This window comes from Sphingomonas sp. BL2, from assembly GCF_056680015.1.
The window spans coordinates 2868065-2893416 of the sequence record NZ_CM155261.1; the positions used below are offsets into that span (position 1 = coordinate 2868065).

Consider the following 25352-nt stretch of genomic DNA (forward strand, 5'->3'; position numbering starts at 1 on the left):
GCGGTACCGGGGGGGATGCCATCGACCGCCCTCGAAGAGACTGTAAAGCCAATCGTGACGAGCGATATGGTCTCGCGCGGGCTCGAACTCGTGCCGATCCCTGCGGTTCATGTCGTCCTGAACGCCGGTCAACTCGAGCTGTTCGCGATGAACCGCGCCTATCGTCTGGCCGGGTTCGGCGTTGTCGCGGAGCGATCGCGAATGGTCGCCGAACTTGGCGACCAGATCCGTACTTTTCTCGGCTCGCAGCAGATCAGGTCCGATTTCGATTGGGTCATGGGCGACGAGATCGACTGCCGGCATTACCGCGTGACGATCGCGCGATCCGACCCGGTGTTCCGCGATCGCTGTACCATCAGTTTCATCGATCTGACGTCGCAGGTGCAGACCGAGCGGAGTCTGCGTCGCGAAATGACGACCGACAGCCTTACGGGACTGTTGAACCGCGAAGGATTTGCGGACCTGATCGAGGACCTCGAAGACCATACAGCGAGCGCGGTGCTGGCGATCGACATCGATCGGTTCGGCCGGCTCAACTCGTGCCTCGGCTCGCTGGCGGGCGACGAACTGCTGATTACCGTGGCGCGTCGGATCAAGGGCGCGTTGCGCGCGCGGGACACGCTGGCGCGGATCGGCGGCGATCAATTCGGTATCCTGATGTCGATCGACAATGATCGCGAGGAGGCGCAGGCGCTTGCAGAGCGAATCCACCGAACGCTGCTGACGCCGTTCCGGTTGACCGACTACGAGATCAGCGTCGAATGCTCGGTCGGCATCGCCTATGGTGCCGACGAATCCGGCGACAGCGTCGAGCTCGTCCGCCACGCGCAGTTCGCCGTGAAACGCGCCAAGGTCAGCGGTCGCGCGGAATTCTACCAGGTCCAGGACTTTGCGATCGCGCGCGCGCAGTTCGGCATGGAGACCGCGCTTCGACGCGCGATCGAACAGCGCGATCTGCGCCTGGCGTATCAGCCGATCTGCGATCTGGCGACGGGGCGGACCGTGTCGTTCGAAGCCTTGGCGCGGTGGACCGACCAGGATGGGAATGAGCATTCGCCGACCGAGTTCATCGCGGTCGCCGAGGAATCCGGACTGATCGTACCGCTGGGACGATGGGCGATCGAGGAGGCAGCGCAGACGCTGGCGCGCTGGGATGCGGCCAATGGCGGGCCGTGCGGTGTCAGGCTGGCCGTGAACCTGTCCGCGATCCAGTTGCAGCGCGATGCGATCGCGCCGGTGCTGCAGGCCGCTCTCGATTCGACCGGGCTGACCGGGGATCGGTTCACGCTGGAGCTTACCGAAAGCGCGATCGTCTCCGATCCGGACCGGATCGCCGTCACGATGCACGCGCTGAAGGCACTTGGTACGAACCTGGCGATGGACGACTTCGGGACAGGCTATTCAAACCTCGCCTCGCTCCAGAAACTGCCGATCGACATCCTCAAGATCGACCGCAGTTTCGTGACCGGGATGCTGGCCGACCGCGACAACGTGTCGATCGTCCGCGCGATCCTCAGCCTCGCGCAGGCGCTGGGGATGCGGACGACGGCCGAGGGTATCGAAACGAACGAGCTCGCGCAGACGCTGGCCGCATTGGGCTGCACCTACGGGCAGGGGTATTTCTATGCGCGGCCGCTGGAGGCGGATGCGGCGTATGCGATGATCCAGTCCGTCGCTGCCCCGAACTAGGCGGAGACGTCCGCTACCATCTCGTCGGCGATGACCGCTAGGCGTCCCGCGTCGGGAAACCCTTCCGCGATCCACTGAGTCTCGACCCGGCGAAGCATGGCCGCGACATCGGGACCCTTGCGGAGGCCGCGTTCGACCAGTGCACCGCCGGAGAACGGAAACGCAGGCGGCGTCCAGTCCCTGATCGCGGCTATGTCGTCGCCGGCAACGAGAAGACGGTCGATCGCACCGGCGACGCCGACACGATAGGCCAAGGCTAGCGGACCTTCCTCACCGGGTCCTGCAGTGGCGGCCATCAGGCGCTTGCGATCGACGTTCGACAGCTTCAGCCGCGCCCCGACCGCCTCGGCGGCGGCAGGCATGATCGCCACGGCAAGCCGGCGGATCGGATCCGGCACGATGCCTGCCGCCGTTTCGCGGTCGGCGAGCAGCGCCAGACGTGCTGCCCCTTCGGTGTCTATCTCGGGCAATACCGCCCGGAAGATGCCGCGTTCGACCATCAGGGCGACGACCGGCACGGCGTTGGCGGCGACCAGCAGTTTCAGGACTTCGCTCGCCACGCGTTCACGGGACAGCGCCATCAGGTCGTTGGCGCGCGCAATACAGGCGTCGAGGCCCGCCTCGTCGATCGCGGTGCCGAACCGCGCGTGGAAGCGGAAGAAGCGGAGGATACGCAAATGATCCTCGGCGATCCGCTGTAACGGGTCGCCGATGAAGCGCACGCGCCGCGCCGCCAGATCGTCGAGGCCGCCGAAATAATCGAAGATCTCTCCGGTCGCGGGATCGGCGTAGAGCGCGTTCATCGTGAAATCGCGGCGCGCCGCGTCTTCGCGCCAGTCGTCGGTATAGGCGATGATCGCGTGGCGGCCGTCGGTCGAGACGTCACGGCGCAATGTCGTGACTTCGACCGGACCCGCCGGGGTGACGGCGGTGATCGTACCGTGCGCGAGGCCGGTCGGGACCGCCTTGATCTGCGCATCCTGCAGTCGCTCGATCACCTCCTGCGGCGGCAGGCGGGTGGCGATATCGACATCGGCGACGTCGATCCCGAGCAGCGTGTCGCGTACTGCGCCCCCGACGAAGCGCGACTCGCCCTCCGCCGCGCCGAGAACCTTGGTCAGTGCTCCGAGACCGTCACGGTCGCGCCATAGCGCCGCCGGGAGTATCAAGACCACCTCAGGCGGCGGGCAAGGTTGACGATCATCGCTGCGGTCGCACCCCAGATGCGGCGCTCGTTCCACATGATCTCGTAATAATGCCGGTCGTGACCCTGCCATTCGAGCGTCGCCTCGACATGGTTCGCCTCGTCGAGCAGGAACGCGAGCGGGACTTCGAACACGCTGGCGACTTCCGCCTCGCTCGGGGTGAAGACCAGGTCGGGCGGGATGATCCCGATCACGGGCGTTACCTGAAAACCGGTGACGGTGCGGTAGCTGTCGGCCTCGCCGATCACCCGGACCTTGTCGCGAGGGAGGGCGATCTCCTCCTCAGCCTCGCGCAGCGCGGCGGTGACGACGTCTTCGCCGGGATCGATCCGACCGCCGGGGAACGCGATCTGGCCGGGGTGGCGGCTCATCGTGTCGGTACGCTGAGTCAGGATCACGCCGGGATCGGCGCGGTCGGTCACCGCGATCAGCACCGCGGCGGGGAGCAGCGTGTCGGCAGCCGTGAGATCGCCGTCATGCTGGTCGCCGGTGAGCAGGATCATGTGCGACCCGGCGCCCTTTGCCAGCGCCGTAGTCATCCGTTCCGTCAGGCTCATGCAGCGGGCTCCAGCGGGAAGAACGCACCGTCGCTCCACAGGCCGGCCGGCGTCGCATCGTCGGCGATCGCGCGCTCAGCGAGTTCGTAATAGACCGAGCGGACGACGAGCGCCTCCATCCCGCCACGGACGGCGAGGTAGGGGCGTGGGCCGCCATCTCCGTCGGTCGTGTCCTCGACGAAGCGCAGCGGATGCTCGGGGCCTGCAGTAACGAGGTCGCCGGTATTGAGTCGGAAGGCGAGCTTCGAATCGCGACCGCTGCCCTCGGCCTTCATCTCCACCGCGATGAACGGTGCATCCTCGACCTCGATATCGAGCTTTTCGACCGGGGTGACCAGGACATGACTGCCGTCGGGCTCGCGCCGCAGGATCGTCGAGAACAGCCGGACCATCGCCGGGCGCCCGATCGGCGAGCCTTGGTGATACCAGGTCCCGTCGCGCGCGATCCGCATCTCGCTGTCGCCGCAATGCGTCGGATTCCATTTCTCGACGGGGGGCAGCTTGGCCTCCTCGACGAGCTTGGCGATCTCGGCGAGGCTTAGCGAGGCGATATCGGGAACGGGATCCATGGGCATGGCGGCGGACTAGGCGGGCAGGGGGCGGAGGTAAAGCGGTCGCTTACGCGGATGCGGTGACTGGGACGCGCGGCCCGAGCATGCCAGCGGTGTCCGGGACGGAAGCACCGCGGGCGAGCAGGCGGTGGCGCTCGACCGGGCCGGGAGCCGCCCAGCGTGCCGTGCGCTCAGCGGAGAAGCCGAAGAAGCGGCCGTAATATTCCGGGTCGCCGATCAGCATGAGCGCATCCTCGAGGCCTTCCGCTACCGCGGCATCAAGCGCGTGGGTCATCAGGCGGCGACCGATGCCGTCGCCCTGATGATCGGGTGTGACGGCGACCGGGCCGAGCATGATGAGGGGCAGCATGCTGTCCTCGTCTATCAGCGCGATCGGCCAGCACTGGATCGAGCCGACCAGCACACCGTCCTCGATTGCCGCGAAACTAAGCTCCGCGACCGGCTTGGCGCCGCCACGGATCGTGTAGGCCGTGCGCGTGAACCGATCGGGACCAAAAGCGGCATCGAGCAGCATCTCGACTGCAGTCGGATTGATGTTGGCGAGGGGGACGAGAGTGATCAACGGCATCTCCTGCCCCAAGAGCGCCGGATAGACGCGAAGGGCAGCGCGCTTTAGCCGTGGCGACGCTGAACGCAAGGATAACCGGAGTAATCCTGATGCGATTGCCTGGGCAACGAATACTCCGGGTGATGGAGGACGACATCTTAACGATCCTGCCCTTGGCGGGGGAGGATCGAGAGGAGCGGTGTTTCGCTGTCGTCCGTCCGAAGACCCGACTTTCATCTCGCCGTGCGTCTGCTAGAGGCGCGCAGATGGAAGACAGTCTTCAACTCGAAGTCCACGATCTCGAAGTGCAGGTTCTCACCGGCATCTATTCGGAGGAGACGCACCTGCCGCAACCGCTGCGGATTTCGCTGACCGTCGATATGGTCTGCCCGAAACGATTCGCGCCGGACACGCCGTTGTCGGCCTCGAAGAATTATCTCGACCTCAAGAACGCCGCGACCACCGCGCTGCCGCCCGGCGTGCATTTCACGCTGATCGAAGGCGTCGCGGATCATATCTGCGAGACGTTATTCCTGCAGGATGCGCGCGTGCTGCGGGTGAAGGTCAAGATCGTGAAGCTCGCGATCGCCGAGGCCGACGAGGCGATCGGCGTCACGCTCGTCCGCCATCGCCGCTGAGCGCGTGCTTCTGAAACTGGAGCCGGGCGGGGATATTGCGGCGCTCGTGCGCGGCGCGCTCGGCGAATCGCGGATCGTGGTGATCCCGGCGACTCTAGATCCGCTGGCGATGGCACAGGCGAGGGCGGCGATCGGCCCGCTTGCGATCGAACTGGCGCCGGCGGTGCGGGTGAATGCAGTCGCGCCCACTGAGCACGCGCAACACGCCGATGTCGACGCCGCGGTCGCGTTTCTCGAGCAGGCGCGCTCCACCACCGGACAGTTGCTGGTCGTCGGCTAGCCTGCGTGCCTGGCGGGCGGCTCAGCTCGTCCGAGTCCGTCCGCATGGGCCCAGCGCGGCCAGGACGAACGCATAATCTTCGCGCGCGATCGTCGCGTCGGCGGCCTCCAGCGAGCCCGTGCTCCGCTCTGGCAAGGTCTGCGGCAAGGCGCAGCTCAGCCGATACCATAGCAGCGTCTCCGGGGCAGGGGGCGCGGCCGATTCGTCCACGATCTCGCTCAGCGCAACCGCCCAGCGTGGCTGTTCCCCAGGTCGACGTAGCACCGACAGCGACACCGGGCGTTGGTCCGCGGTCGTCAGGAAGATCTGGGTCTCGCCTTCACCGGGTAGCGCGCCCGGCACGTGAAACGCGTTGCCGATGCCGGTGATAACCGGCGGCGCATCGCTCGCCAGTGCATCGCGGGCGATCTTCCGTGCGCGTGCATCTGCGGTCGGCGTCCAATCCAGCTGCGCGTCGGGCGCGACCAGCTGGACCTGATTTACCGCGCCGGGCACCGGTCGGGCGAAGACCAGTACGCGCGCCTTCTTGAATTTGGGCACGCGGCCAGCGGCATCGGGCATCACGTCGAGCAGGTACCCGATTCGCGGCGGCAACCCATCGGCGCCGCGGATCAGCGCGGTGACATCGACCTCGACATATAGTCTGACATGACCTGAAGCGAGATTCGGTGCCTCGGCCGGCTTGATCTTGGTCGTCGACCGGACGGTCGCGTCGGCGATCACGGGGGCGGCAAGAACCAGGTCGGCGATGTCGGAATATCCAATGCCGCCAATCACATTACGCGGCGCTGCACCGGGAGAAAGCCTCGCATTATCGGCGGAAACCTGGGGTGCGGCCGTGGCATGCACAGCGCTGATAGGTGTCGTAGCGACGATGATGGAGAGGGCCGAAGCCGTAACGTGAAGGAGACGATTCATGCGTTCTAGCTACGCCACCCGAGCTGAACGATACAGAAATAATTCTGCCATCGTAGGGTTGTACGTTTGTTGCGTCTGACAAAGCGTTTGCGTGTCGCAGAACGTGGCGATAGGACTTGGGCACTGCCCCGTGGTTATTCCGGCCAACGGCAGACGCATGTGTCGCGTACCCAGTACGGACATATGTGTACGGAGCAGGCAGATTAAGGGAGTGTCGTTGCTGAATGGCCTATGTTGACCAGAAGATGTCCTCAGGCAAAATCGTCGCGATTGTTATCGTCGCGCTGATTCATGCGGCCTTGGGCTATGCTTTCGTCACCGGCCTCGCGTACCAGTACGTGAAAAAGGCCCAAGAAAAGCTTAATACGTTCGACGTGGAGCCGCCACCGCCGCCGCCTCCGCCCGACGAGCCCCCGCCGCCGCCGCCTGACCAGCCAAACCTGCCGCCGCCACCGACCACGGTCGTGACGCCGCCGCCGGTCGTGGTTACGCCGCAACCAGCGCCTGCGCTGACGACGTCGAGCATCATTCCCCGGTTCCAGCCGACGGCACCGCCGTCGCCGCCCGCGCCACCAGCACCGCCGGCTCCGCCAGCAGCGCCACGTGTCTCGCAGGCTGCTGGTCTCAAGGGTAACCCAGGGCAGTATTTCGGCGCGGACAATTATCCGCCGTCGGCACAGCGCGAGGGTGCTCAGGGTCGCGTTTCCGCGAAGTTGACCATCGGTACGGATGGTCGCGTGACCGACTGTTCGGTGACGTCCTCAAGCGGCAATACGACGCTGGATGATGCGACCTGCCGGATCTCCAAGGCGAGGGTGCGTTTCACGCCGGCCAAGGACGAGAATGGCAACGCCGTAGCGTCGTCGTACCAGCTGAACATCAGGTGGGTCCTGCCCCAAGAGTGATCTACCTTACGTCAACCGCACCAGATAAAATTCAGTCAGAGGACTAAGCGAACATGATCACCACCATTCTTGCAGCGGCAGCGCCCGCCGCAGCCGACGCCAACCCGTACGGCCTGCAAGCCGCACTTCGCGAAGGCGGTCTGATCTCGCAGACCGTGTTCGGCATCCTTGTGTTGATGTCGGTCGTCTCGTTCTACATCCTGTTCTCGAAGCTGTTCGAGCAGCAGAAGATCATCGGCCAGGGCAAGCGCGTCCGTCAGGCTTTCTGGTCGTCGAACAGCCTTCGCGAAGGTTCGGCCAAGCTCGAGAAGAACTCGGCCTACAAGCAGATCGTCGACGACGGTCTGGCCGCTCAGGAGCAGCATTCGCGACTGACCGATCCGGTCGAGGCGCATGACTGGCTGCACGGTTCGCTGGCGCGTTCGGAAGCCGCGATCAACTCGAAGCTGGGTGGCGGTCTCGCCTTCCTCGCGACGGTCGGTTCGGTCTCGCCGTTCATCGGTCTGTTCGGTACGGTTATCGGCATCTACCGCGCGCTCGTGAAGATCGGTGCATCGGGTCAGGCATCGATCGACAAGGTCGCAGGGCCGGTCGGTGAAGCCCTGATCATGACCGCGCTCGGTCTGGTCGTCGCGGTTCCCGCCGTTCTTTCGTACAACTGGCTGCAGCGCCGCAACAAGTCGATCGCAGAGGACCTGTCGGCCTTCTCGAACGACGTGCTCGGCTTCCTGGCTTCGAACGGCGCCGTCCGTCCGTCGGTCGCTGGTACTGCCAAGCCGGTTCCGGCCAAGCCTGCCACGACGACCACGACTGCCGGCCAGACCGGTGGCGTACCGCGCGCCAACTAAGACGCGAAAGGCGGGGCTGCTGTTCGCGGCGGCCCCGCTTCATTGCCGCCGGCGGTTCCGGTGGCGATTACATGGATAGGATAGTTCGCACATGGCGATGAGTGTTGGTGGCGATTCCACCGAGAGTTCGATATCGGACATCAATACGACGCCGCTGGTCGACGTCATGCTCGTGCTCCTGATCATCTTCCTGGTAACGACGACCGTCGCGGTCCAGGCGGTGCAACTGAAGCTGCCGGACGTTCGCTTCGATCCGACGATGACCAAGCCTGAGAACGTCTCGCTGTCGGTGACGTCGGCCGGCGGCCAGTGCCAGGTATACTGGGGTCTTTCGCCGGTAACGCATGAAGAGCTGCTGCAACGCGCCGTCGATAAGCTGAAAGCTGAGATCGCACGTCAGGGCGGTGTCAACGCTGCTGGCCTGGAGCTGCCCGAGGCGCATATCCGCGGCGACGTGAATGCACCGTATCGCTGTATCGGCGCGACGATCTACACGATGCAGCAGGCCGGGTTCGCCCGCGTCGGCTTCATCTCCGAACCGCCTCCCGGCGGCACCACTGAACGTTGATGGCGAACGCTGATGCCGAACGCTGACGGTCGCTCGGACGTATTTAGGAGTAGCATAAAATGGCAATGAGCGGCGGCAAAGAAGACGGCGCGCCGATGATGGAAATGAACATGACGCCGTTGATCGACGTCCTGCTCGTTCTCCTCATCATGTTCATCATCACGATCCCGATCCAGACGCACGCGGTGAAGGTCGACCTTCCGGTCAACAGCAAGAACCAGCCGCAGAATCCGGTCGATCCCCAAAAGAACAAGATTTCGATCGATGCCGCAGGGACGGTCGCGTGGAACGGTTCGCCGGTCGACGAGGTCACGCTGCGCCAGTATCTGGATCAGTCCGCTGGCATGTCGCCCGAGCCTGAGCTCCACTTCCAGCCCGATCCGCAGTCGAAGTATGAAGTGGTCGATCGCACGCTGGCCGTTATCAAGCGGTCCGCGATCACCAAGCTCGGCTTCATCGGCAACGAACAGTATCGCAACGACTTCTAGATCGTCTGGTTACAGTTTCGAACGTCCAAAGGGCGGTCCTCCGGGGCCGCCCTTTTTCGTTATGCGCTCGGGACCTGCGGGCGGCTGGAGCGAACCGGCAACGCGTGCGGAGGGTTGGCGACGGACGAGTATCAGCACGCTTGGGCGAACTTGATCAATGTACTTGTATGACAGTCATCGAAGTGACACACCGTTGTCACAAAAATGAAACCTTCCGATACGCGAAGGTCAGTGGAGATGGATGATGCGCAAGACCGTCCTGTTCGTTCTAGCAACCTTGGGTGCCGCGACGCCGGCGTTGGCGGGCCAGTCCGCGACAACCGATCGCACCGGCTACATCGCGATCGCGGCCGGCGACCTGACGACGGCGGAACAGCGCATCGTTGCCGAGCGAAAGATTTTTCCGCAGCGGCCTGAACTGATGCTCAACCTAGCAACGGTCTATCACCGTACCGGCCGCGAGTCGGAGGCACGCGCGTTGTATGCGGCGGTGCTGGATCGCCCAGCGGTCGCAATGGACCTGCCATCGGGTGCGGTGGTGTCGTCTCACGATCTGGCCAGCCGTGCGCTGGCGCGACAATCGCAGCAGATCGCGACTCGCTGACGACTGACGCGCGCCGTCCGAGAAGGTCGCGTACTATTTGGTTCTCCCGCGAAGGCGGGAGCCCAGCTTGTTTCCCCGCCTCCGCGGGGAAACAAGCTGAGGAGGCGGTTGATCGCATGTGCACAGCGGCGAACAGCTATCAGCTGTAAGGTCCCTTACCGTTTGATCGGATCGCCACGACGGCGGTGGGAAGGAACTGCGATTAGGCGGCAGCCCGACGACGTGTCGTGCTCTGTCCGCTTGCGGCCTCACGGTTGTTAGCTGCCGGAAACCCCGTCAACGACGACAAGCATCTCACTAGCTGGGCGAAGGCCGGGGCACGGTTGGGAGCCGCTGCCAACTGAGCGGTGAGCGTCATCACCGAGACCTCACCATTTGGACCCCGGCCTCCGCCGGGGAGGTTGGCTGGAAGGGCACGCCGTTTACCCACTGCCTACAAGTGCCTGCCAAGTTGCAGGGAGCATCGCGGCGGAATCGCGCAGTTCGGCGACATGGAGCAATTAAATCAGGTTTAACGCTGAGCAACCGTCTGCGGTGGTCTCGCCCGATCCCCGAGCCCAAGCCCTAAAGCCGCGGCAGCGTCACCCCCCGCTGCCCCATATATTTCCCCGCACGATCCGCATAACTCACCTCGCAAGGCTCGTTCCCCTTGAGGAACAGGAACTGGCACGCGCCCTCGTTCGCATAGATCTTGGCCGGCAGCGGCGTGGTGTTGGAGAATTCCAGCGTTACATGCCCCTCCCATTCCGGTTCCAGCGGCGTCACGTTGACGATGATCCCGCAGCGCGCATAGGTCGACTTGCCGAGGCAGATCACCAGCACGTCCCGCGGGACGCGGAAATATTCGACGGTGCGGGCCAGCGCGAAACTGTTCGGCGGGATGATGCAGACGTCAGTCTTGCGATCGACGAAGCTGTTTGCCGCAAAATCCTTCGGGTCGACGATTGCGCTGTCGACGTTGGTGAAGATCTTGAACTCGTCGGCAACGCGCGCGTCGTAGCCGTAGGACGACAGCCCGTACGAGATGCACCCGTCGCGGCGCTGCGCTTCGTGGAACGGTTCGATCATCGCATCGCCCAGCGCGCGCTCGCGGATCCAGCGGTCGGACATCACGGACATGGCAACTCCCTTTTCGCGAGCGGCTTTCGCCCGGATGCGAGCAGACGGCAAGAGGGACGAACCGAATCGCGTATCTGCTCGTTGCCCAACTCCCGCACGAAGCGTCTGCTTACGCGCGTAGGCTATTGATGCAGTCGAGCGGTGACGTCACAATGCAGCGTCACGATCGCCGCGATCGAGACTGCGCCATCGGTGCTGGCCCGTTGGCTAAAAGGGAAGCTGGCTTGAAGTTCATCGAGACCCCGTCACCCAACTTCGACGATCGTTCGCTACCCATCACGATGATCGTGTTGCATTATACCGGCATGAAGGACGGCGCGTCGGCGATCGCCCGGTTGCGGGATCCCGAGGCGAAGGTGTCGTCGCATTACCTAGTCGAGGAGGACGGCACCGTCCTGCGAATGGTCGCGGAGGAAAAGCGCGCCTGGCACGCGGGCAAATCGCACTGGCGCGACGTCGACGACGTCAACTCGGCGAGCGTTGGCATCGAGATCGTCAATCCAGGCCATGAGTTCGGGTATCGCCCGTTCCCGCCCGAGCAGATCGCCTCCGTCGTGCAACTGGTCGCCGAGATCAAGGATCGCCACGAGATCACCCGCGGCAACATCGTCGGCCATTCGGACATCGCCCCTGTGCGCAAGCGCGATCCGGGCGAGCTATTCCCGTGGCACGAACTGGCGCGGCGCCGGCTGGCATTGCCGCGACCAACCAAGAATTTGATGGACCCGGGCTGGACCGAAGGCGGCTTCTGCCTCGCGCTCGAGCGCTTCGGCTATGACGTCGAGAACCGGATGGCGGCGACGATGGCGTTCCAGCGGCGCTTCCGACCGGAACTGGTCGACGGCGAAGTCGATGCCGAATGCAGATGCATCCTGCTGGCGTTGTTGCTGCCCAAGCCGATGGGCGACGACTAATCCTCATCCTCCCCCGCCAGGGGGAGGTGGCACCGAAGGTGACGGAGGGGGAGGACACGGAACAGAGGTTGCCCCTTGCCTCCCCCTCCGTCTGGCAAGCGCCAGCCACCTCCCCCTGGCAGGGAGGATTGGCGCCCTCGCTAAAAACGGTGGTGCATCGCCCATACCCGCGCTAGGGCTCGCCTCGCCAGAGGGTCGGGCGGCCGCGGGTGTTTCAAGACACGCGAGGAAAGTCCGGGCTCCGCGAAACGACGGTGCCGGGTAACGCCCGGCGAGGGTGACCTCAGGGAAAGTGCCACAGAGAGCAGACGGCCAACCCTCGGCTTCGGTCGGGGCGGTCAGAGTGAAAGGGTGCGGTAAGAGCGCACCGCGCGCCTGGTAACAGGGGCGGCACGGCAAACCCCACCGGGAGCAAGATCGAATAGGGGTGGCACATGGGCTTCGTTTCAGCTCGTCACCCGGGTTGATTGCTTGAGGCGACGGGCAACCGTCGTCCTAGAGGAATGGTCGCCTAACTTCCGTATCGAAGGATCGGAAATGGACAGAACCCGGCTTACAGACCCTCTGGCATCCTATCCCGAACCATTGCAGACTGCGCGCAAATGGCGCGTGGGGGATGCGATGCGGTTCGACAGGGTTGGGGTTTTCGGCGCAAGCATGGCGGCGATCGTCGCTGCGACGGTTCAGGTAGCGGCCCCGCTAGCCGCGCAGGCTCCCGCAACAACGATCCAGCAAGATTTCGACGCGGCCGCGGCAATCGATACGAAGGGCGACACCGTCGCGGCGCTGGCGGCGTGGGAAAAGCTCGAAGCCCGTACCAAGCCCGGATCGCGCAGCCGCGGCGTTGCGCTAGTCCGCAAAAGTGCTGCGCTGTTCAAGCTCGATCGTTCCGACGATGCGGTGGTTGCCGCGCGTGGCGGACTCGCACTGTTGCCGGCGACGGACCCGACATTGGCCGAGGACCGGTGGCGCGCATATTACAACCTGGGACGCATCGCGCAGAACGCGCTCGATTACGCCGGCGCCAGCGAAGCCTATGCCAGCGCGGAGGGCGCTGCCGATACCCCGTCGACCAAAGCGACCTCGATACTGGCGGTGGCGGAAACCAGGACGTTCACCGATCCCGCGGCGGCAGATGCGGCGCTCGCGCGCGTCGATGCCCTCGTCAAGTCGGCGAAGGCAGATGCCAACCTTAAGGCGATGGTCGCGCGTCGCCACGCGATCCTGTTGCTCAATCGCGGCGCATATGAGCCGGCGCGGGTCTACGCGGTCGATGCCGTCAAGCAACTCGGGGGCCTGACGTCGCAGACCGATACGAACGACGTCTCTGCGCGGTCGGACGCGGCGATCGCCTCGCTGCTGGCGGGCAAGCCGGACAAGGCGCGCGAGTATATGGCGATGACCGGCGCAGGGCGACTGAGTAAGGGCGAGTTCGATCCAGCCGTGCAGATGGATGTGCCCCCCTGTGGCGGCGAGGCCGACCTACGCCCGGCGGATATGGCCGTCGTGGAGTTTTCGATCGGCGACGACGGTGTCGTCCGGAACGTGGCGCCGATCTACGCGGCGGGCGGTGGTGCGGTCGCGCTGGAGTTTGCACGTGCGGTCCGCGACTGGTCGTGGACGCCCGAACAAGCGAAGGCGCTACCGGCATTCTTTCGCTACAACGTGCGCATCGAGATGCGCTGTTCGACCGAGTTCGAGCGCCCGTCGATCATGAAATTCCTCGACGCGGACATGGCGACGTGGCTCGAAACAAAGGGCTTGGCGTTGCCGATCAAGGAGCGCGGGGCAGATGCAGTTGCGGTCGTCCAGCAGCGTGCGGCGCTCGCTGCGGCCGAGGCGAAGTCCGGACCGAATGGATTGGCCACGCTGCCGCCGCTGTATCAACTGGTGAATAATGTGGTGGTCGGGCGCGAGGAGACCAACATGTTCGCGCGTCGCGCGCTGGCGATTGCCGAGGCGCAGGGCGCACCGCCCTCCGCAAGGCTGCCGCTCGATATCAGCGCGCGCGCGACGGCCAGCGCGGATACCTGGCGGTCGGGTGGCTATGCGCGGGCGATGACGCCGCTTCTCTCGATGCCGGTCTATGCGGACGATGCCAGGGCGCATGCTGCGATCCTGCTGATGATCGCGGAGGCGACGCGCTCGCGTACGCGCCGGCTGCCGCTGTTGCAGGAGGTCGCGGACGACAAGCGTCTCGTCGCAAACGATCCGTTGCGGGTGGGGGCGCTGATCCGGCTCGCGTCACTCCAGCAACAGGCGGGGGATACGGCGGCCGCGCGCGCGACATTCGACCGATCGGGTCTCGCGGCCAATCAATGCGCTATCCTGGATGCACCGCCGCGGTTCCTGTCGGCGGGGGGCGTGTTTCCGAACGAAGCGATGGCGTGGGGTTTCGAAGGCTGGACCAGGACGCAGTTCGATGTCGACGCCGATGGCCGGGTGCTGAACCAGCGCGCTGTTCTGAGTTATCCCCCGTTCGTGTTCACCAAGGCTGGTGTACAAACGGTCGCGGGCGCGCGCTGGAGCAAGACTTTCCGACCCGATGGCGGCGTGGGTTGCGGCGGCCTGTCGCAGCAAGTGCGATTCAAGATGCCGGGGTGAGCCGCCGCCCGACGATCCTTCCCCGGTGTAGGTTCGTCACGTGGCAGTGGCCTGCTCGCGTTACACCAACACCTTGTCCGGCCGACCGACCTCTTCGAGCACGGTCGTCGAATCGATCTCCATCATCGGTTTGATCAGCCCGTCGCGGATGTCGTAGACCCAGCCGTGGAGCAGCACTTCCTGGCCGCGCGCAAACGCCCCCTGGATCGTCTTGGTGCGCGCGAGCCGGACGAGCTGGTCGCGGACGTTGACCTCGACCAGCCGGTTGACCTTTTGCTCGCGGTCGGGCTGCGCGTCGATCTCGTCGGCATGGTCGTGCAAGACGCAGCGCGCGGTGGAGAGCCAGTCGTCGACCGGCCCGGTAGTGCCGCCGTCGAGCGTCGCGCGGATCCCGCCGCACGCATAATGCCCGCAGATGATGATGTGCCGCACGCCGAGCACGTCGATCGCATATTGCAACACTGACATCAGGTTCATGTCGTCGTCGTTGACGAGGTTGGCGATGTTGCGGTGGATGAACATGTTGCCGGGTGGGGTCATCGTCATCTGCTCCGGACCGACGCGGCTGTCCGAACAGCCGATCCACAGGAACTCCGGGTTCTGGCCGACTAGCTGGCGCTGGAAGAAGTCGGCGCTCTCCTCGATGATCTCGGCCGCCCAAGCCTTGTTGGCGAGCAGGAGCTGCTTGTACTGCCTCATGCGAAACGGACCTCGGTCTGGGGGGCGTTGATCAGCTTGACCGTGCGCAGCGCGAGATCGCCGCGGATGAGCACGGTGATGCCACGGTACGCGGCGCCCTTGATGAACGCGTTGATGATGTCGACATTGTCGAGATCGACGTAGCTGGTCGACGACAGGTCGATCAGCAGGTTTGCATTGTCCGGCACCTTGGCCAGCGACTTCTGCAACTCGTATTTGTGGATGAAGTACAGGTTCCTCCGGGCGCGAACGAGGCAATCCTCGTCGTCGCAGGCAAAGGTGATCGCGGTGCGGAAGTTGCGCGCGACGACGAACACGAAGCCGACCGCAAGGCCGATCACGATGCCTTCGAGCAGGTCGGTGAACAGGATCGCAGCCACCGTGACGACGAACGGAATGAACTGCGTCCAGCCCTGCTTGAAGCGCTCGGTATAGAGCTTGGGCTTGGTCAGCTTGTAGCCGGTCGCGATCAGCACCGCGGCGAGCGCCGAGAGCGGGATCAGGTTCAGCACCGCGGGGATCAGCGCAACGCTGACCAGCAGCCAGAAGCCGTGCAGGATTGTCGACAGCTTGCTCTCGGCCTTCGCATCGACGTTCGCCGACGAGCGGACGATCACCGAGGTGACGGGCAGGCCGCCGATCAGGCCGGACAGGATGTTGCCGCCGCCCTGCGCCATCAGCTCCCAGTTCTTGTCGGTCGAACGACGGCGCGGATCGATCTCATCGACCGCCTTGACGCTCAGCAGCGATTCGAGGCTGGCGACGATCGCCAGCGTGACAGCGCTGGTCCAGACGATCCCCATCGTGATCCCGGAGAAATCGGGAAAGGTGAACAGCGACGGGAACTGCGACAATGTCTGCGTGATCGGCACCTGCACCAGATGCGTCGCCTGGAGCTGCCAGTCGGGCTTCACGGCACCGAGCAGCATGTTGCCGAAAATACCGATCAACACGACCACCAGCGGGCCGGGGACGAAGCGCAACGGGCCGTCCTTCGGCTTCGCGCCATCCCACCAGAACAGGAAAGCGAGGCTGACCGACGCGATCAGGATCGCACCCGGTGTCACCGCGGCGCTGAGGCTGTCGAGGATCCGCGAGAAAGTATTGATGCCGTTCGCGGTGGTGAATTCGAAGATGCCCTCGGCCTCGCGGTCGAAGCCGACGGCGTGCGGGATCTGCTTGAGGATCAGGATCAGGCCGATCGCAGCGAGCATGCCGGTGATGACCGACGACGGTACGAACTCGCTGAGGATGCCCGCCCGAGTGAGCGAGAAACAGATCTGGAGTACGCCCGACAGCACGACTGCCATCAGGAACATCTGGTAGCTCGGCATGCTCTCGATAGCGGTCAGCACGATCACGGTCAGGCCGGCGGCGGGGCCGCTGACGGATAGCGGGGATTTCGAGAACAGGCCGACGGCGATACCGCCGACGATTCCGGAGATGATGCCGGCGAACAGCGGCGCACCCGACGCAAGCGCCACGCCGAGACAGAGGGGAAGCGCGACCAGCGCGACGACGATGGAGGCGGGAAGATCCGCGCGCCATGTGGTAAGCTTTGGAATGAGAGTCGGCACCAGGGCTCCTGTCCTTAAGGTGTCGGCCGGGAATACGTCCGCACCGGACGCATCTATCCATGCCACATGACAAATAGTTCATGTTCAGTAATCGATGAACGGTGTCTGACTCAAGTTGGAATGTTGCGACGCGGAAGATTGTCGGATCGGGCAAGTTTACGTCGCGACCGCTACGTGCGGTTGCGTTGTCCGTGGGGACGCCTATCTCGGACCGCTATGGCTCGAAGCACGACACGATCTTCAGACTGGGGTTTTCCGCGCTGGCGCGAATATGGCGCGAGCACCGAGGCGGTGACCGTCCGGCTGTGCGATCGGCATGGCTGCAACGAGCCCGGCAACTGCCCGGCGCCGAAATCGCCGAACAGCCCCGACCGCTGGTATTTCTGCATGAACCATGCCGGCGAATATAATCGCGGCTGGAATTATTTCGAAGGCCTGAGCGCCGAGGAAGCGGCCGAGCGCGAAGCGGCTGAGACGCGCACCGCGGACGGCTATACCGATCCCAAACATTACGCCTGGGCCGGCTCTGGCGACGGCAGCCGATCGCGCGACGAGATGCGCGCGCTGGAAGTGCTCGATCTGGAGCCCGACGCGACGTTCGAGGACGTCCGCGCGGCGTGGCGGCGGATGGCGAAGGCGAATCATCCGGATGTGCGCCCGAACGATAAGGACGCGGCGAAGCGGTTCCAGGGCGTGCAGGCAGCGTACGAGGTTCTGAAGATGGCCGAAGACCAGCGGACGTGGAAACCGGCGTGATCCGGGTCCTCGCCAGTCGCTGGCAGGGAAGCGTTCTGGTCTGCGGCAAGTGTTCGAAGAAGCTCGATGGTGGGTTTGGCGAAAAGGGCCGGACGCCGCTGGTGAAGCTGTTGCGTCAGGCACTTGGCGTCAAGAAGGACCGCAAGTCGGATCGCGGCGTGGTCGAGGTGAAGTGTCTTGGCGTGTGCCCGAAGAACGCGGTGGTGATGGTCGACGGCGCTCGGCCGGATCGGTGGATGCTCGTCCCGGCCGGTGCGGACGTGACCGAGGTCGTTGCGAACCTCACCGAATACGCAGCAACCTGACGATCCTCCCCCGCCAGGGGAGGTGGCTGGCCCTTGCCAGACGGAGGGGGAGGGAGGGGTAACCTCCGTTAGGTGTTCCTCCCCCTCCGTCACCTTCGGCGACACCTCCCCCTTGCGGGGGAGGATCGAAAGGTTCAGCCGGCGTACCGCTCCGCCGTCTCGCGAATCAAAGCGATCATGTTCGGGATACCCTGAGTCCGGTTCGAGCTCAGCTGCTTGCTCAGGTCGAACGGCGCCAGTTCCGCCTTGATATCTGTCGCGACGATCGCATCCGGCACCTGATCTTGCACCGTCAGCAATACCAGAGCGATGATCCCCTTGGTGATCGCCGCATTCGAATCCGCCAGGAAGTGCAGTCGACCATCGTCGGTCGTGGTCGGATACACCCAAACCGAAGCCGAACATCCGCGCACCAACGTCGCATCGGTCTTGAGCGCATCCGGCATCGGTTCGAGCTCTTTGCCGAGATCGATCAGCAGCCGATAGCGGTCGTCGGGTTCGAGGAAGTCATATTCCTCGCGAATGTCGGTGAGAGTGGCCATTCCTGTCGGGTAGCGGGTCGGCCGTAGCGCTTCAACACCCGGGCCCAAAACCAAAGCGCGTATCGTTGAATACCACCACCCCGGCGAAGGCCGGGGCCCGGTTGGGGGACGGCGATGGTGAGGTGCGGTCCTCCGTTACTGCCACCTCTCCAGCTGGGCCCCGGCCTCCGCCGGGGGGTCCGCCCTCCAGTCAAGAGCCCTAAAGATCCACCCCGGCAGCGATCGCCTCGAGCTTCTTGATCCGCTCCTTCAAGTCTGCGATCTCGATCCGCGACCCGGTCGACACCGCGACCGGCATTCGGCCGTCCTGCATGTGATCCAGCTCCATCCGCCGCAGCGAAAGCCATCCGCGCCATCCGGCCAATCCGCCTGCGACGATCATCGCCAGCCCCGCAAGGCTCGCCAGCGCCAGGGTGATATAGACGTTCGGTTCGATCATGTCCGCCTCCTAGCGGTCGCGGAGCCGTTCGATCTCTCGGTCGAGATCGACGCTCTTGTGGTTGTCGGTGATCACGCGCTCCAGCACCTGGATGCGCTCCTTCATCTGCAGCACCTCGTCGCGCAGCCGCAGCGTATCGATGCTGTCGGCCGGCTTGGCCGGGGCGTCGCCCATCGCGCGGTAGCGCGCGGTCAGCACCTTGGCGGCCATCACGATCAGCACGATGCAGACGACCATCGAAAAGGGGTTCATCGTGTTTCTCCTTCAACGAGGCTCGGGTGTCGGGCCGTCAGCGCGATCGGTGGGGATGCGGGTGACAGTACCGCCTGGGATGGGGTTGGTTCGACCCGGAGCCGTTCAATCTCGTCGGCGACGCTGATGCCGCGATCGGTGGCGATCCGTTCCAGCACGCGGACGCGCTGTTCGAGACGTTCGGTGTGGGCGGCATATTGCGCCGCCTTCTCCGCGGTCTGCGCGTTCAGCGCGGTGGCCATCGTCTCCTTGTGCCGCAACCAGCTCTTGAACATCTCGCTGCCGATCCCGAGCGTGATGGGGGCGCCGACGCAGACGATCGCGAGCATGAAAACCGTAAATCCGTCCATGATCGATGTCCTCAGCGATCGCGGAGTGCTTCGATCTCGCGAGCGGTGCGCTCGGCGGGATCGGTGGCGATGCGCTCGAGGACCGCGATCCGTTCCTCGAGGCGGGAAACCTGCCCGGTCAGGCGCTCGTTCTCGTTGCTGAGCAGCAATACCTGGCGCTCGCCGTCGACATCGCCGTCCCGCCCGCGCCTGCGGCGGCGCGCTTCTGGCTCGAAGCCATGCTTTGCGCGGACCCAGTTGTTCGCAACCCAGGCAACCGGTCCGATCGAAATCGCCACGATCGGTATGATCAAACCCCAATCCATTGCCGTATTCCTTCAGTTCGCGTGGAGGCGAAGCGCCTCGATTTCGCGGGCGGTGCGCTCGGCGGGATCGGTGGTGATCCGTTCGAGGACCTGGATCCGCTCCTGCAAGCGGTCGATCTGGCCGGTGCGGCGTGCATTCTCGCTGTCGAGCAGCGCGATGCTGCGTTCCGCATCCCGGTTCGCGGCCTTGATCGCGATCCGCGCCTTGCGGCGACCAAAGGCCTGGATCGTCAGCGTCGCCAGCGCGCCCAGTATGATACCCAGTGTGAGTGCTGCTTCCGGTGGCATGGTATTTCCCCCTTTTGAATCGACGCCGCGTCTCAGCGCAGGCTGTCGATCTCTGCCGCGAGGCTGTTGCTTGAGCGGCTGGTATAGTGCGTCTCGATGTCCGCGAGGCGGCGGTCGATGTCGCGGAACTTGCTGCGGACCTCGGCGGTCGAGCGCTTCGGGTTCGAGCGGACGCCCTGCCAGAACTTCGCGTCGTCGGGTGTCTCGTAGAGGCCGAACGGCTTGGTGTGCGCCATCCAGGCAATCAGCATGTAGGCGATAGGCACGATCGGGAAGCCTGGACCGGTGATCGTCACGAGCACCGCGGCGATCCGGACCCAGAGAGCGTCGATCCCGGTATAGTCGGCGATCCCCGCGCAGACTCCTTTCCACTTGGCATTCTGTTTATCGAGATAAAACTGGGTGCGGCTGGCGGACATCTTCAGTTCCTCCGATCGATTGGGCGGTCAAGCGGGCGACCAGGCTGGCGGTCCGACAGATACGGCGATTGAGTGGTGCCAAGACCCGGCTTCCAGTCGGGGTTGTCGGCGGCGATAATCCGTTCGACGGTCATCACGCGGTCTTCGAGCCGGCGTGCGAGCAGTTGCATGTCATCAAGCAGCCGTTCGTCCTCTTCGGTGATCCGCGGCGCCTGCTTCCACTTGGTGATGTAGTGCAGGATCACCCACGGCAGGCCGATGAAGATCGAGACGACGGGCACGCCGACGGAAATAAAGTCATCCATCTCAGTCGTCCTTCTTCATGCGCGCCTTCAGCGCGGCGAGCTGGGCATCGACCTTGTCGTTGCTGCGCAGCTCGGCGATTTCCTCCTCGAGCGTCTTGACGACCCCGAGCCCCATCGCATCCGCGCGGCCCTCGGCCTCGTCGACGCGGCGGTCGAGGATGTCGAAGCGGCTGAACGCCTCGTGCGTCTTCGGCCCGTTGTACATCTCGCGCAGTCGGGTGCGGTTGTTCGCGCTCTCCAGTCGGGTCTGCACCGCGTTCTGCTTGGTGCGCGCCTCGCGGAGCTTGGTCTGGAGCTTGGCGATGTCCTCTTCCGACGCTCGGAGCGCATCGTCGAGCACGCCGACCTCGGCCTTCAACTGCTCGGCCATGTCGAATGCCTTCTGGCGCTCGACCAAGGCAGCCTTGGCAAGATCCTCGCGGTCCTTGCTCAGCGCCAGCTCGGCCTTCTCGGTCCAGTTGTCCTGGAGCTGCTCCAGCTTCGAGATATGGCGGCGCATCTCCTTCTGGTCGGCGATGGTGCGCGCGGCGGAGGCGCGAACCTCGACCAACGTTTCCTCCATCTCGAGGATGATCATGCGGATCATCTTCGACGGATCTTCGGCCTTCTCGATGAGATCGGCGAAGTTGGCGGCGACGATGTCGCGGGTGCGGGAAAAGATGCCCATGTAAATCCTACTCTAGGGGTCGGCCCGAGGCTCTCAGCGAGTCCGTCGGGAGTCTTATGCCACGATTGCGGTATGGACCGCGATGGGCGTTGTGGTGGTTGCGATGGCGGGCCCGACTGCGCCGAGGACGCAGGTTGCGCTGACGACGATGGTGCAGAGGGTGGCGGCGACGGTGCGGGCGATATTGGTGTTGAACATGGTGGGTCCCCTTTAAGACTGGTTGGTTCCGCTATTCGGCGGGTTACCTGAAGCATTGCATCTGTCGTGCCAGTTTCGAAAATGGCGGAATTGCAGGGGTTTGCGCGATTCTGGCCGCTGGGTCGGTACCGGAAGCTTGCCAAGAGTTGGGAATTCGCGCCACATCTTCGCCATGGAGCGAACAACCCAGGTCATCGGTGAGTCCGGCACGTTTATGGCCGCGCTCGAACGCGCATCGCGGGCGGCGGCACTAGATCGACCGGTACTGGTGATCGGCGAGCGCGGCACGGGCAAGGAACTGGTGGCCGAACGCCTCCACCGCCTGTCGCCGCGGTGGGATCAGCCGCTGGTGATCATGAATTGCGCGGCGCTGCCCGAGACGCTGATCGAGGCGGAGTTGTTCGGGCATGAGGCAGGCGCGTTCACCGGCGCGACCAAGGCGCGGGTAGGGCGGTTCGAGGAGGCCGATGGTGGCACGTTGTTCCTCGACGAACTCGGTACGCTGTCGATGGCGGCGCAGGACCGGCTGCTACGCGCGGTCGAATATGGCGAGATCACGCGGATCGGATCGTCGCGACCGATGCGCGTCGACGTGCGGATCGTCGCCGCGACCAACGAGCATCTCCCCGACAAGGTCGATCGCCACGAGTTTCGCGCCGATCTGCTCGACCGGTTGTCGTTCGAGGTGGTGACGTTGCCGCCGCTGCGCGCGCGCACCGGGGATGTCGTGGTGCTGGCAGAGCATTTCGGCCGGCGCATGGCGTCGGAACTGGGGCGCGAACGCTGGGAAGGCTTCGGCCCGGCGGCGATGGACGCGCTGATCGCGTATCGCTGGCCCGGCAACGTCCGCGAACTGCGCAACGTCGTCGAGCGTGCGGTGTATCGCTGGGAACAGGCGGGGCCGATCGATGCGATCGAGATCGACCCGTTCCAGTCGCCGCACCGGCCGGGTGCCTCGATGGCGCCTAAACCTATGGTTGTGGCCTCGCGCGCCGCCGAACCGGACGAAGGCGAGGACCCGGTAGTCGCGTGCGAAGAAGGCCCCTCGGACTTCAAGTCCCGCGTATCCCGCTTCGAACGCGACCTGCTCTCCCGCGCGCTGTCAGAGCACCGCTTCAACCAACGCGCCACCGCCGAAGCGCTAGGCCTGAGCTACGACCAACTCCGCCACGCCCTGAAACGCCACGACCTCCTCAACGCCGGCGCTTAACGTAATCCTTCCCCGCCAGGGGGAGGTGGCTGGCTCTTGCCAGACGGAGGGGGAGGACACGGCGCAGAGGTTTCGCGTGCCTCCCCCTCCGTCACCTTCGGCGCCACCTCCCCCTTGCGGGGGAGGATCGTAGGTGTTTCGTCACCCGCTCTTCCCCACCAACCCCACCAGCCTCTTCAACTTCGGCGCGACGATCGGTACTGTCAGCATCGTGCTCGCCAGCGCCATCAGCAGCAGCGCCGTGAACGTCTCATTCGTAATGATCTTCTTATCCAGCAGGATGTTGACGAAGATAATCATGATCAGCGCCTTGGTCTGGAGCAGCCAGCCGATCGCCGACGCCTCGCCCGGGCGCCATTTCAGGATCCGCCCGGCGGCGTGAACCCCGGCGAGCTTGCCGCCGACCGACGCGACCAGCAGCAACGCCGCCGCACCGAACACCGCATAGCCGCCGACCGCCCACTGCGTCTTCAGCCCGGTCGACAGGAAGAACACCGGCATCACCGCGAGCAGCACGAAGTGGCGGAACTGGTCCATCTTCGCGGTCGTGAACCACTTCGAATCGAGCACCGCGCCCGACAGGAACGCGCCGACCATGAAGTGCAGCCCCGCCCAATCCGCCGCGAACCCGCAGCCGGCAAGCCAGATCAGGCTGACATACCAGCGATCCCGCTCCTCGATCCGCGCCATCAGTTTGCGCACGATCAGCGTCGCGACCGCGAACCCGACCAGGAAGCCGCCCTGCCGCCCGACGCGCTCCCAATCGAGCAGGATCAGCGCCAGCACGCCCCAGATCGCGATGTCGTCAAGGCTCGCATAACGCAGAATTCGCTGACCGATCGGCTGGCGGAGCACGTCGAGCTTTTCGAGGAACAGCACCAGAATCGGCAGCGCGGTGACAGCGCAGGCCATGCCGATCCCGAGCACCACCTGCCACGTCGCGCCGTCCGGCCCGCGCCAGCCTGGGTAGCGCAACATCATCACCGCTGCGATGCTGCCGGTCACCAGCGGCGCTGCGAGCGCGAGCCCTGCGGTGACGCCAGTCTCGCCGCGCCGTTTCCACGCCTCGCCGAGGTCGAGTTCGATACCGGCGACCCACACGAACATCATCACCGCCCACCACGCGATACCGTTGAGCGACCCTAGCGTCGCGGGCGTGAAGACCGTCGCATAATAGTCGGGATACGCCGCGCCGAGCACGCCCGGCCCGAGCAGGATGCCGCCAAAGATCTGCACCACCACCAGCGGCGCCCAGTAATCGGTCCGCCCGAGCCGCCACACCAGGTACGGCCCGGTGAAGATGATGAGTATCGCGAGGAGGAAAACCTCCGTCGGCGTCATGGCGTGCATCTGGATCCCCCGCGCCGGTCGGTTCCCCCCGCCGGCTTTGTTACGGTAGCGGTATTATGCGGTCGACGCAGGCACGGCAATATGCGGACGCTGGGATCGACCCAGCACGGTTCATTCTTTCCAATGCTTCATAACGGGACAGGCGTCGTCAAAGCGCGGCGGACGGACTGGTCGAAGCGCGACGTTCCGTGCGATCACGTAACCGCTATCGCCGGCGGGCTGCCGCTGCGGAACGAAGAGGATCTCGGATGAAACGATCGTTGCTCGCCCTCGCGCTGTTCGCCGCTCCCGCGTTCGCGCAAGGTTCCGCACCGTTCACGGTCAACGGGCAGGGGTTCGCGACGTTGCAGGAGGCGGTCTCGTCGATCCGGCTCGGCACCGCGACGATCCTGATCGCGCCCGGCACCTACCGGCAATGCGCGGTGCAGGCCGGCGGCCACATCACCTTCAAGGCGGTCAAGCCCGGCACCGCGATCTTCGAGAAAGTCGCGTGCGAGGACAAGGCAGCGCTGGTCCTGCGCGGCCAGGGCTCGGTCGTCGACGGCCTCGTCTTCCGCGGTTACCGCGTGTCGGACGGCAACGGCGCCGGCATCCGCACCGAGATGGGCGACCTGACCGTGACCAACGCGATGTTCCTCGACAGCCAGGAGGGTATCCTCGGCGGCGAACCGACCGGTCAGAAAATCCTGATCGACCATTCCACCTTCGCCGGGCTCGGCCAGTGCGACGAATCGCCCGGCTGTTCGCATGCGATCTACCTCGCCAACAAGGGCAGCGTGACGATCATCAACTCGCGGTTCGAGCGCGGTACGGGCGGCCATTACGTCAAACTGCGCGTGCCCAACGTGTCGATCACCGACAACAGTTTCGACGACACCGCGGGCAAGAAGACCAACTACATGATCGACCTCCCCGAAGGCGCGACCGGCCTGATCGCGCGCAACACCTTCGTGCAGGGGCGCAACAAGGAGAACCACACCGGCCTGATCGTGGTCGCGGCAGAGGCGCAGACGTATCGCTCGACCGGGCTACGGGTCGAGGGGAACGACGCACGTCTGTCGCCGGGGGATGGCAGCAGCCCGGCGTTCCTCGCGGACTACAGCCACGACAAGCTAGCGCTGGGGGCAAACCGGCTTGGCACCGGGTTGCGGGCGTTCGAGACGCGGTGAGCGATCATACCCTCGCCACCCCGCCTCCGTTATCCTGACGAAAGTCAGGATCCAGAGTAACGGGC

The 25352-nt window shown here is 64.8% G+C and carries 33 protein-coding genes and 1 other RNA gene; 15 read left to right on the top strand and 19 right to left on the bottom strand.

Annotation, left to right across the window (positions count from 1 at the left end):
- Window positions 1–66: 66 nt before the first annotated feature.
- A complete protein-coding gene (locus tag AC1ME3_RS13395) occupies window positions 67–1689 on the top strand; it encodes a putative bifunctional diguanylate cyclase/phosphodiesterase (protein WP_480955835.1) in 1623 nt (540 codons plus the stop codon).
- Here the strand turns inward: AC1ME3_RS13395 and AC1ME3_RS13400 are convergent.
- Genes AC1ME3_RS13400 through AC1ME3_RS13415 form a run of 4 tightly spaced genes read right to left on the bottom strand, consistent with a single transcriptional unit; the run spans window position 1686 to window position 4585 of the window.
- Entirely contained in the window at window positions 1686–2864 is a 1179-nt protein-coding gene (locus tag AC1ME3_RS13400; protein ID WP_480953536.1) for a CCA tRNA nucleotidyltransferase, read from the bottom strand. The genes AC1ME3_RS13395 and AC1ME3_RS13400 overlap by 4 nt on opposite strands.
- Window positions 2855–3451 carry a CoA pyrophosphatase gene (locus AC1ME3_RS13405; protein WP_480953537.1) on the bottom strand — a complete coding sequence of 199 codons (597 nt, stop codon included), beginning with the start codon at window positions 3449–3451 and terminating at the stop codon, window positions 2855–2857. Before AC1ME3_RS13405 ends, AC1ME3_RS13400 begins: the two co-directional genes overlap by 10 nt.
- Window positions 3448–4026, bottom strand: a complete 579-nt coding sequence (locus AC1ME3_RS13410; RefSeq protein ID WP_480953538.1) for a DUF1285 domain-containing protein — start codon at window positions 4024–4026, stop codon at window positions 3448–3450. The genes AC1ME3_RS13405 and AC1ME3_RS13410 overlap by 4 nt, the downstream gene beginning before the upstream one ends.
- A gap of 43 nt (window positions 4027–4069) precedes the next feature.
- Window positions 4070–4585, bottom strand: a complete 516-nt coding sequence (locus AC1ME3_RS13415; protein ID WP_480953539.1) for a GNAT family N-acetyltransferase — start codon at window positions 4583–4585, stop codon at window positions 4070–4072.
- A 251-nt stretch (window positions 4586–4836) separates the two neighbouring features.
- Here AC1ME3_RS13415 and AC1ME3_RS13420 point away from each other — a divergent pair, with 251 nt between their 5' ends.
- Entirely contained in the window at window positions 4837–5208 is a 372-nt protein-coding gene (locus AC1ME3_RS13420) for a dihydroneopterin aldolase (protein ID WP_332745228.1), read from the top strand.
- Window positions 5209–5212: 4 nt separating this feature from the next.
- Window positions 5213–5488: a Rossmann fold domain-containing protein gene (locus AC1ME3_RS13425; protein ID WP_480953540.1), complete on the top strand. Its 276-nt coding sequence runs from the start codon at window positions 5213–5215 to the stop codon at window positions 5486–5488.
- A 21-nt stretch (window positions 5489–5509) separates the two neighbouring features.
- Here AC1ME3_RS13425 and AC1ME3_RS13430 read toward each other — a convergent pair whose 3' ends face one another.
- Complete coding sequence (locus AC1ME3_RS13430) at window positions 5510–6406, bottom strand: hypothetical protein (RefSeq protein ID WP_480953541.1); 897 nt, start codon at window positions 6404–6406, stop codon at window positions 5510–5512.
- Window positions 6407–6630: 224 nt separating this feature from the next.
- Between AC1ME3_RS13430 and AC1ME3_RS13435 the strand changes: the two genes are divergently transcribed.
- From AC1ME3_RS13435 to AC1ME3_RS13455, 5 genes are all read left to right on the top strand, one after another.
- Window positions 6631–7311 carry an energy transducer TonB gene (locus tag AC1ME3_RS13435; RefSeq protein ID WP_480953542.1) on the top strand — a complete coding sequence of 227 codons (681 nt, stop codon included), beginning with the start codon at window positions 6631–6633 and terminating at the stop codon, window positions 7309–7311.
- 53 nt (window positions 7312–7364) lie between these two features.
- Complete coding sequence (locus AC1ME3_RS13440) at window positions 7365–8159, top strand: MotA/TolQ/ExbB proton channel family protein (protein WP_480953543.1); 795 nt, start codon at window positions 7365–7367, stop codon at window positions 8157–8159.
- A gap of 91 nt (window positions 8160–8250) precedes the next feature.
- Window positions 8251–8727 carry an ExbD/TolR family protein gene (locus AC1ME3_RS13445; protein WP_056058193.1) on the top strand — a complete coding sequence of 159 codons (477 nt, stop codon included), beginning with the start codon at window positions 8251–8253 and terminating at the stop codon, window positions 8725–8727.
- Window positions 8728–8786: 59 nt separating this feature from the next.
- Complete coding sequence (locus AC1ME3_RS13450) at window positions 8787–9215, top strand: ExbD/TolR family protein (RefSeq protein WP_480953544.1); 429 nt, start codon at window positions 8787–8789, stop codon at window positions 9213–9215.
- Between the two features lie 241 nt (window positions 9216–9456).
- Entirely contained in the window at window positions 9457–9819 is a 363-nt protein-coding gene (locus AC1ME3_RS13455) for a tetratricopeptide repeat protein (RefSeq protein WP_480953545.1), read from the top strand.
- Between the two features lie 564 nt (window positions 9820–10383).
- Here the strand turns inward: AC1ME3_RS13455 and dcd are convergent.
- Window positions 10384–10938: a dCTP deaminase gene (gene dcd / locus AC1ME3_RS13460; RefSeq protein WP_055878967.1), complete on the bottom strand. Its 555-nt coding sequence runs from the start codon at window positions 10936–10938 to the stop codon at window positions 10384–10386.
- 281 nt (window positions 10939–11219) lie between these two features.
- On the opposite strand from dcd, the gene AC1ME3_RS13465 reads away from it, so the two are divergent.
- The 3 genes from AC1ME3_RS13465 (at window position 11220) to AC1ME3_RS13475 (ending at window position 14456) form a co-directional block, all read left to right on the top strand.
- Entirely contained in the window at window positions 11220–11852 is a 633-nt protein-coding gene (locus AC1ME3_RS13465) for an N-acetylmuramoyl-L-alanine amidase (protein ID WP_480955836.1), read from the top strand.
- A gap of 187 nt (window positions 11853–12039) precedes the next feature.
- Window positions 12040–12424: RNase P RNA component class A (rnpB, locus tag AC1ME3_RS13470), an RNA gene on the top strand.
- A gap of 49 nt (window positions 12425–12473) precedes the next feature.
- Window positions 12474–14456 carry a hypothetical protein gene (locus tag AC1ME3_RS13475; RefSeq protein ID WP_480953546.1) on the top strand — a complete coding sequence of 661 codons (1983 nt, stop codon included), beginning with the start codon at window positions 12474–12476 and terminating at the stop codon, window positions 14454–14456.
- Window positions 14457–14516: 60 nt separating this feature from the next.
- On the opposite strand, the gene AC1ME3_RS13480 is transcribed toward AC1ME3_RS13475, so the two are convergent.
- Both AC1ME3_RS13480 and AC1ME3_RS13485 read right to left on the bottom strand, forming a co-directional pair.
- On the bottom strand, window positions 14517–15155 hold the full coding sequence (locus AC1ME3_RS13480) for a carbonic anhydrase (RefSeq protein WP_120300044.1): 639 nt from the start codon (window positions 15153–15155) through the stop codon (window positions 14517–14519).
- Window positions 15152–16732 carry a SulP family inorganic anion transporter gene (locus AC1ME3_RS13485; protein ID WP_480953547.1) on the bottom strand — a complete coding sequence of 527 codons (1581 nt, stop codon included), beginning with the start codon at window positions 16730–16732 and terminating at the stop codon, window positions 15152–15154. Before AC1ME3_RS13485 ends, AC1ME3_RS13480 begins: the two co-directional genes overlap by 4 nt.
- 216 nt (window positions 16733–16948) lie before the next feature.
- Here AC1ME3_RS13485 and AC1ME3_RS13490 point away from each other — a divergent pair, with 216 nt between their 5' ends.
- Both AC1ME3_RS13490 and AC1ME3_RS13495 read left to right on the top strand, forming a co-directional pair.
- Window positions 16949–17488 (top strand): J domain-containing protein, encoded by a 540-nt coding sequence (locus AC1ME3_RS13490; protein WP_056482372.1) that lies wholly within the window; start codon window positions 16949–16951, stop codon window positions 17486–17488.
- A complete protein-coding gene (locus tag AC1ME3_RS13495) occupies window positions 17488–17793 on the top strand; it encodes a (2Fe-2S) ferredoxin domain-containing protein (protein ID WP_480955837.1) in 306 nt (101 codons plus the stop codon). The genes AC1ME3_RS13490 and AC1ME3_RS13495 overlap by 1 nt, the downstream gene beginning before the upstream one ends.
- A 134-nt stretch (window positions 17794–17927) precedes the next feature.
- On the opposite strand, the gene AC1ME3_RS13500 is transcribed toward AC1ME3_RS13495, so the two are convergent.
- The 10 genes from AC1ME3_RS13500 to AC1ME3_RS13545 all read right to left on the bottom strand — a co-directional run bounded on the left by AC1ME3_RS13500 (window position 17928) and on the right by AC1ME3_RS13545 (window position 21558).
- Complete coding sequence (locus AC1ME3_RS13500) at window positions 17928–18335, bottom strand: SufE family protein (protein WP_480953548.1); 408 nt, start codon at window positions 18333–18335, stop codon at window positions 17928–17930.
- A gap of 199 nt (window positions 18336–18534) precedes the next feature.
- A complete protein-coding gene (locus AC1ME3_RS13505; RefSeq protein ID WP_056482364.1) occupies window positions 18535–18774 on the bottom strand; it encodes a hypothetical protein in 240 nt (79 codons plus the stop codon).
- A 9-nt stretch (window positions 18775–18783) separates the two neighbouring features.
- Window positions 18784–19026: a hypothetical protein gene (locus AC1ME3_RS13510; RefSeq protein WP_480953549.1), complete on the bottom strand. Its 243-nt coding sequence runs from the start codon at window positions 19024–19026 to the stop codon at window positions 18784–18786.
- Window positions 19023–19376 carry a hypothetical protein gene (locus tag AC1ME3_RS13515; protein ID WP_480953550.1) on the bottom strand — a complete coding sequence of 118 codons (354 nt, stop codon included), beginning with the start codon at window positions 19374–19376 and terminating at the stop codon, window positions 19023–19025. Before AC1ME3_RS13515 ends, AC1ME3_RS13510 begins: the two co-directional genes overlap by 4 nt.
- 11 nt (window positions 19377–19387) lie before the next feature.
- On the bottom strand, window positions 19388–19681 hold the full coding sequence (locus tag AC1ME3_RS13520; protein ID WP_253070602.1) for a hypothetical protein: 294 nt from the start codon (window positions 19679–19681) through the stop codon (window positions 19388–19390).
- A gap of 12 nt (window positions 19682–19693) precedes the next feature.
- The gene (locus AC1ME3_RS13525) at window positions 19694–19969 is read right to left on the bottom strand and encodes a hypothetical protein (RefSeq protein WP_480953551.1); all 276 of its coding nucleotides are present in this window, start codon (window positions 19967–19969) and stop codon (window positions 19694–19696) included.
- 32 nt (window positions 19970–20001) lie between these two features.
- Window positions 20002–20388 (bottom strand): envelope stress response membrane protein PspC, encoded by a 387-nt coding sequence (gene pspC, locus AC1ME3_RS13530; RefSeq protein WP_480953552.1) that lies wholly within the window; start codon window positions 20386–20388, stop codon window positions 20002–20004.
- 2 nt (window positions 20389–20390) lie between these two features.
- Window positions 20391–20693, bottom strand: coding sequence for an envelope stress response membrane protein PspB (pspB, locus tag AC1ME3_RS13535; protein ID WP_480953553.1), 303 nt, complete (start codon window positions 20691–20693; stop codon window positions 20391–20393).
- 1 nt (window position 20694) lies between these two features.
- Complete coding sequence (pspA, locus tag AC1ME3_RS13540) at window positions 20695–21360, bottom strand: phage shock protein PspA (RefSeq protein ID WP_055878009.1); 666 nt, start codon at window positions 21358–21360, stop codon at window positions 20695–20697.
- 54 nt (window positions 21361–21414) lie between these two features.
- On the bottom strand, window positions 21415–21558 hold the full coding sequence (locus AC1ME3_RS13545; RefSeq protein WP_480953554.1) for a hypothetical protein: 144 nt from the start codon (window positions 21556–21558) through the stop codon (window positions 21415–21417).
- Window positions 21559–21730: 172 nt separating this feature from the next.
- On the opposite strand from AC1ME3_RS13545, the gene pspF reads away from it, so the two are divergent.
- Window positions 21731–22768, top strand: a complete 1038-nt coding sequence (pspF, locus tag AC1ME3_RS13550) for a phage shock protein operon transcriptional activator (RefSeq protein WP_480953555.1) — start codon at window positions 21731–21733, stop codon at window positions 22766–22768.
- A 141-nt stretch (window positions 22769–22909) separates the two neighbouring features.
- Here pspF and AC1ME3_RS13555 read toward each other — a convergent pair whose 3' ends face one another.
- Window positions 22910–24118, bottom strand: a complete 1209-nt coding sequence (locus AC1ME3_RS13555; protein ID WP_480953556.1) for a cation:proton antiporter — start codon at window positions 24116–24118, stop codon at window positions 22910–22912.
- 248 nt (window positions 24119–24366) lie between these two features.
- Between AC1ME3_RS13555 and AC1ME3_RS13560 the strand changes: the two genes are divergently transcribed.
- Window positions 24367–25287, top strand: a complete 921-nt coding sequence (locus tag AC1ME3_RS13560; protein WP_480953557.1) for a right-handed parallel beta-helix repeat-containing protein — start codon at window positions 24367–24369, stop codon at window positions 25285–25287.
- The last annotated feature ends 65 nt before the right edge of the window (window positions 25288–25352 follow it).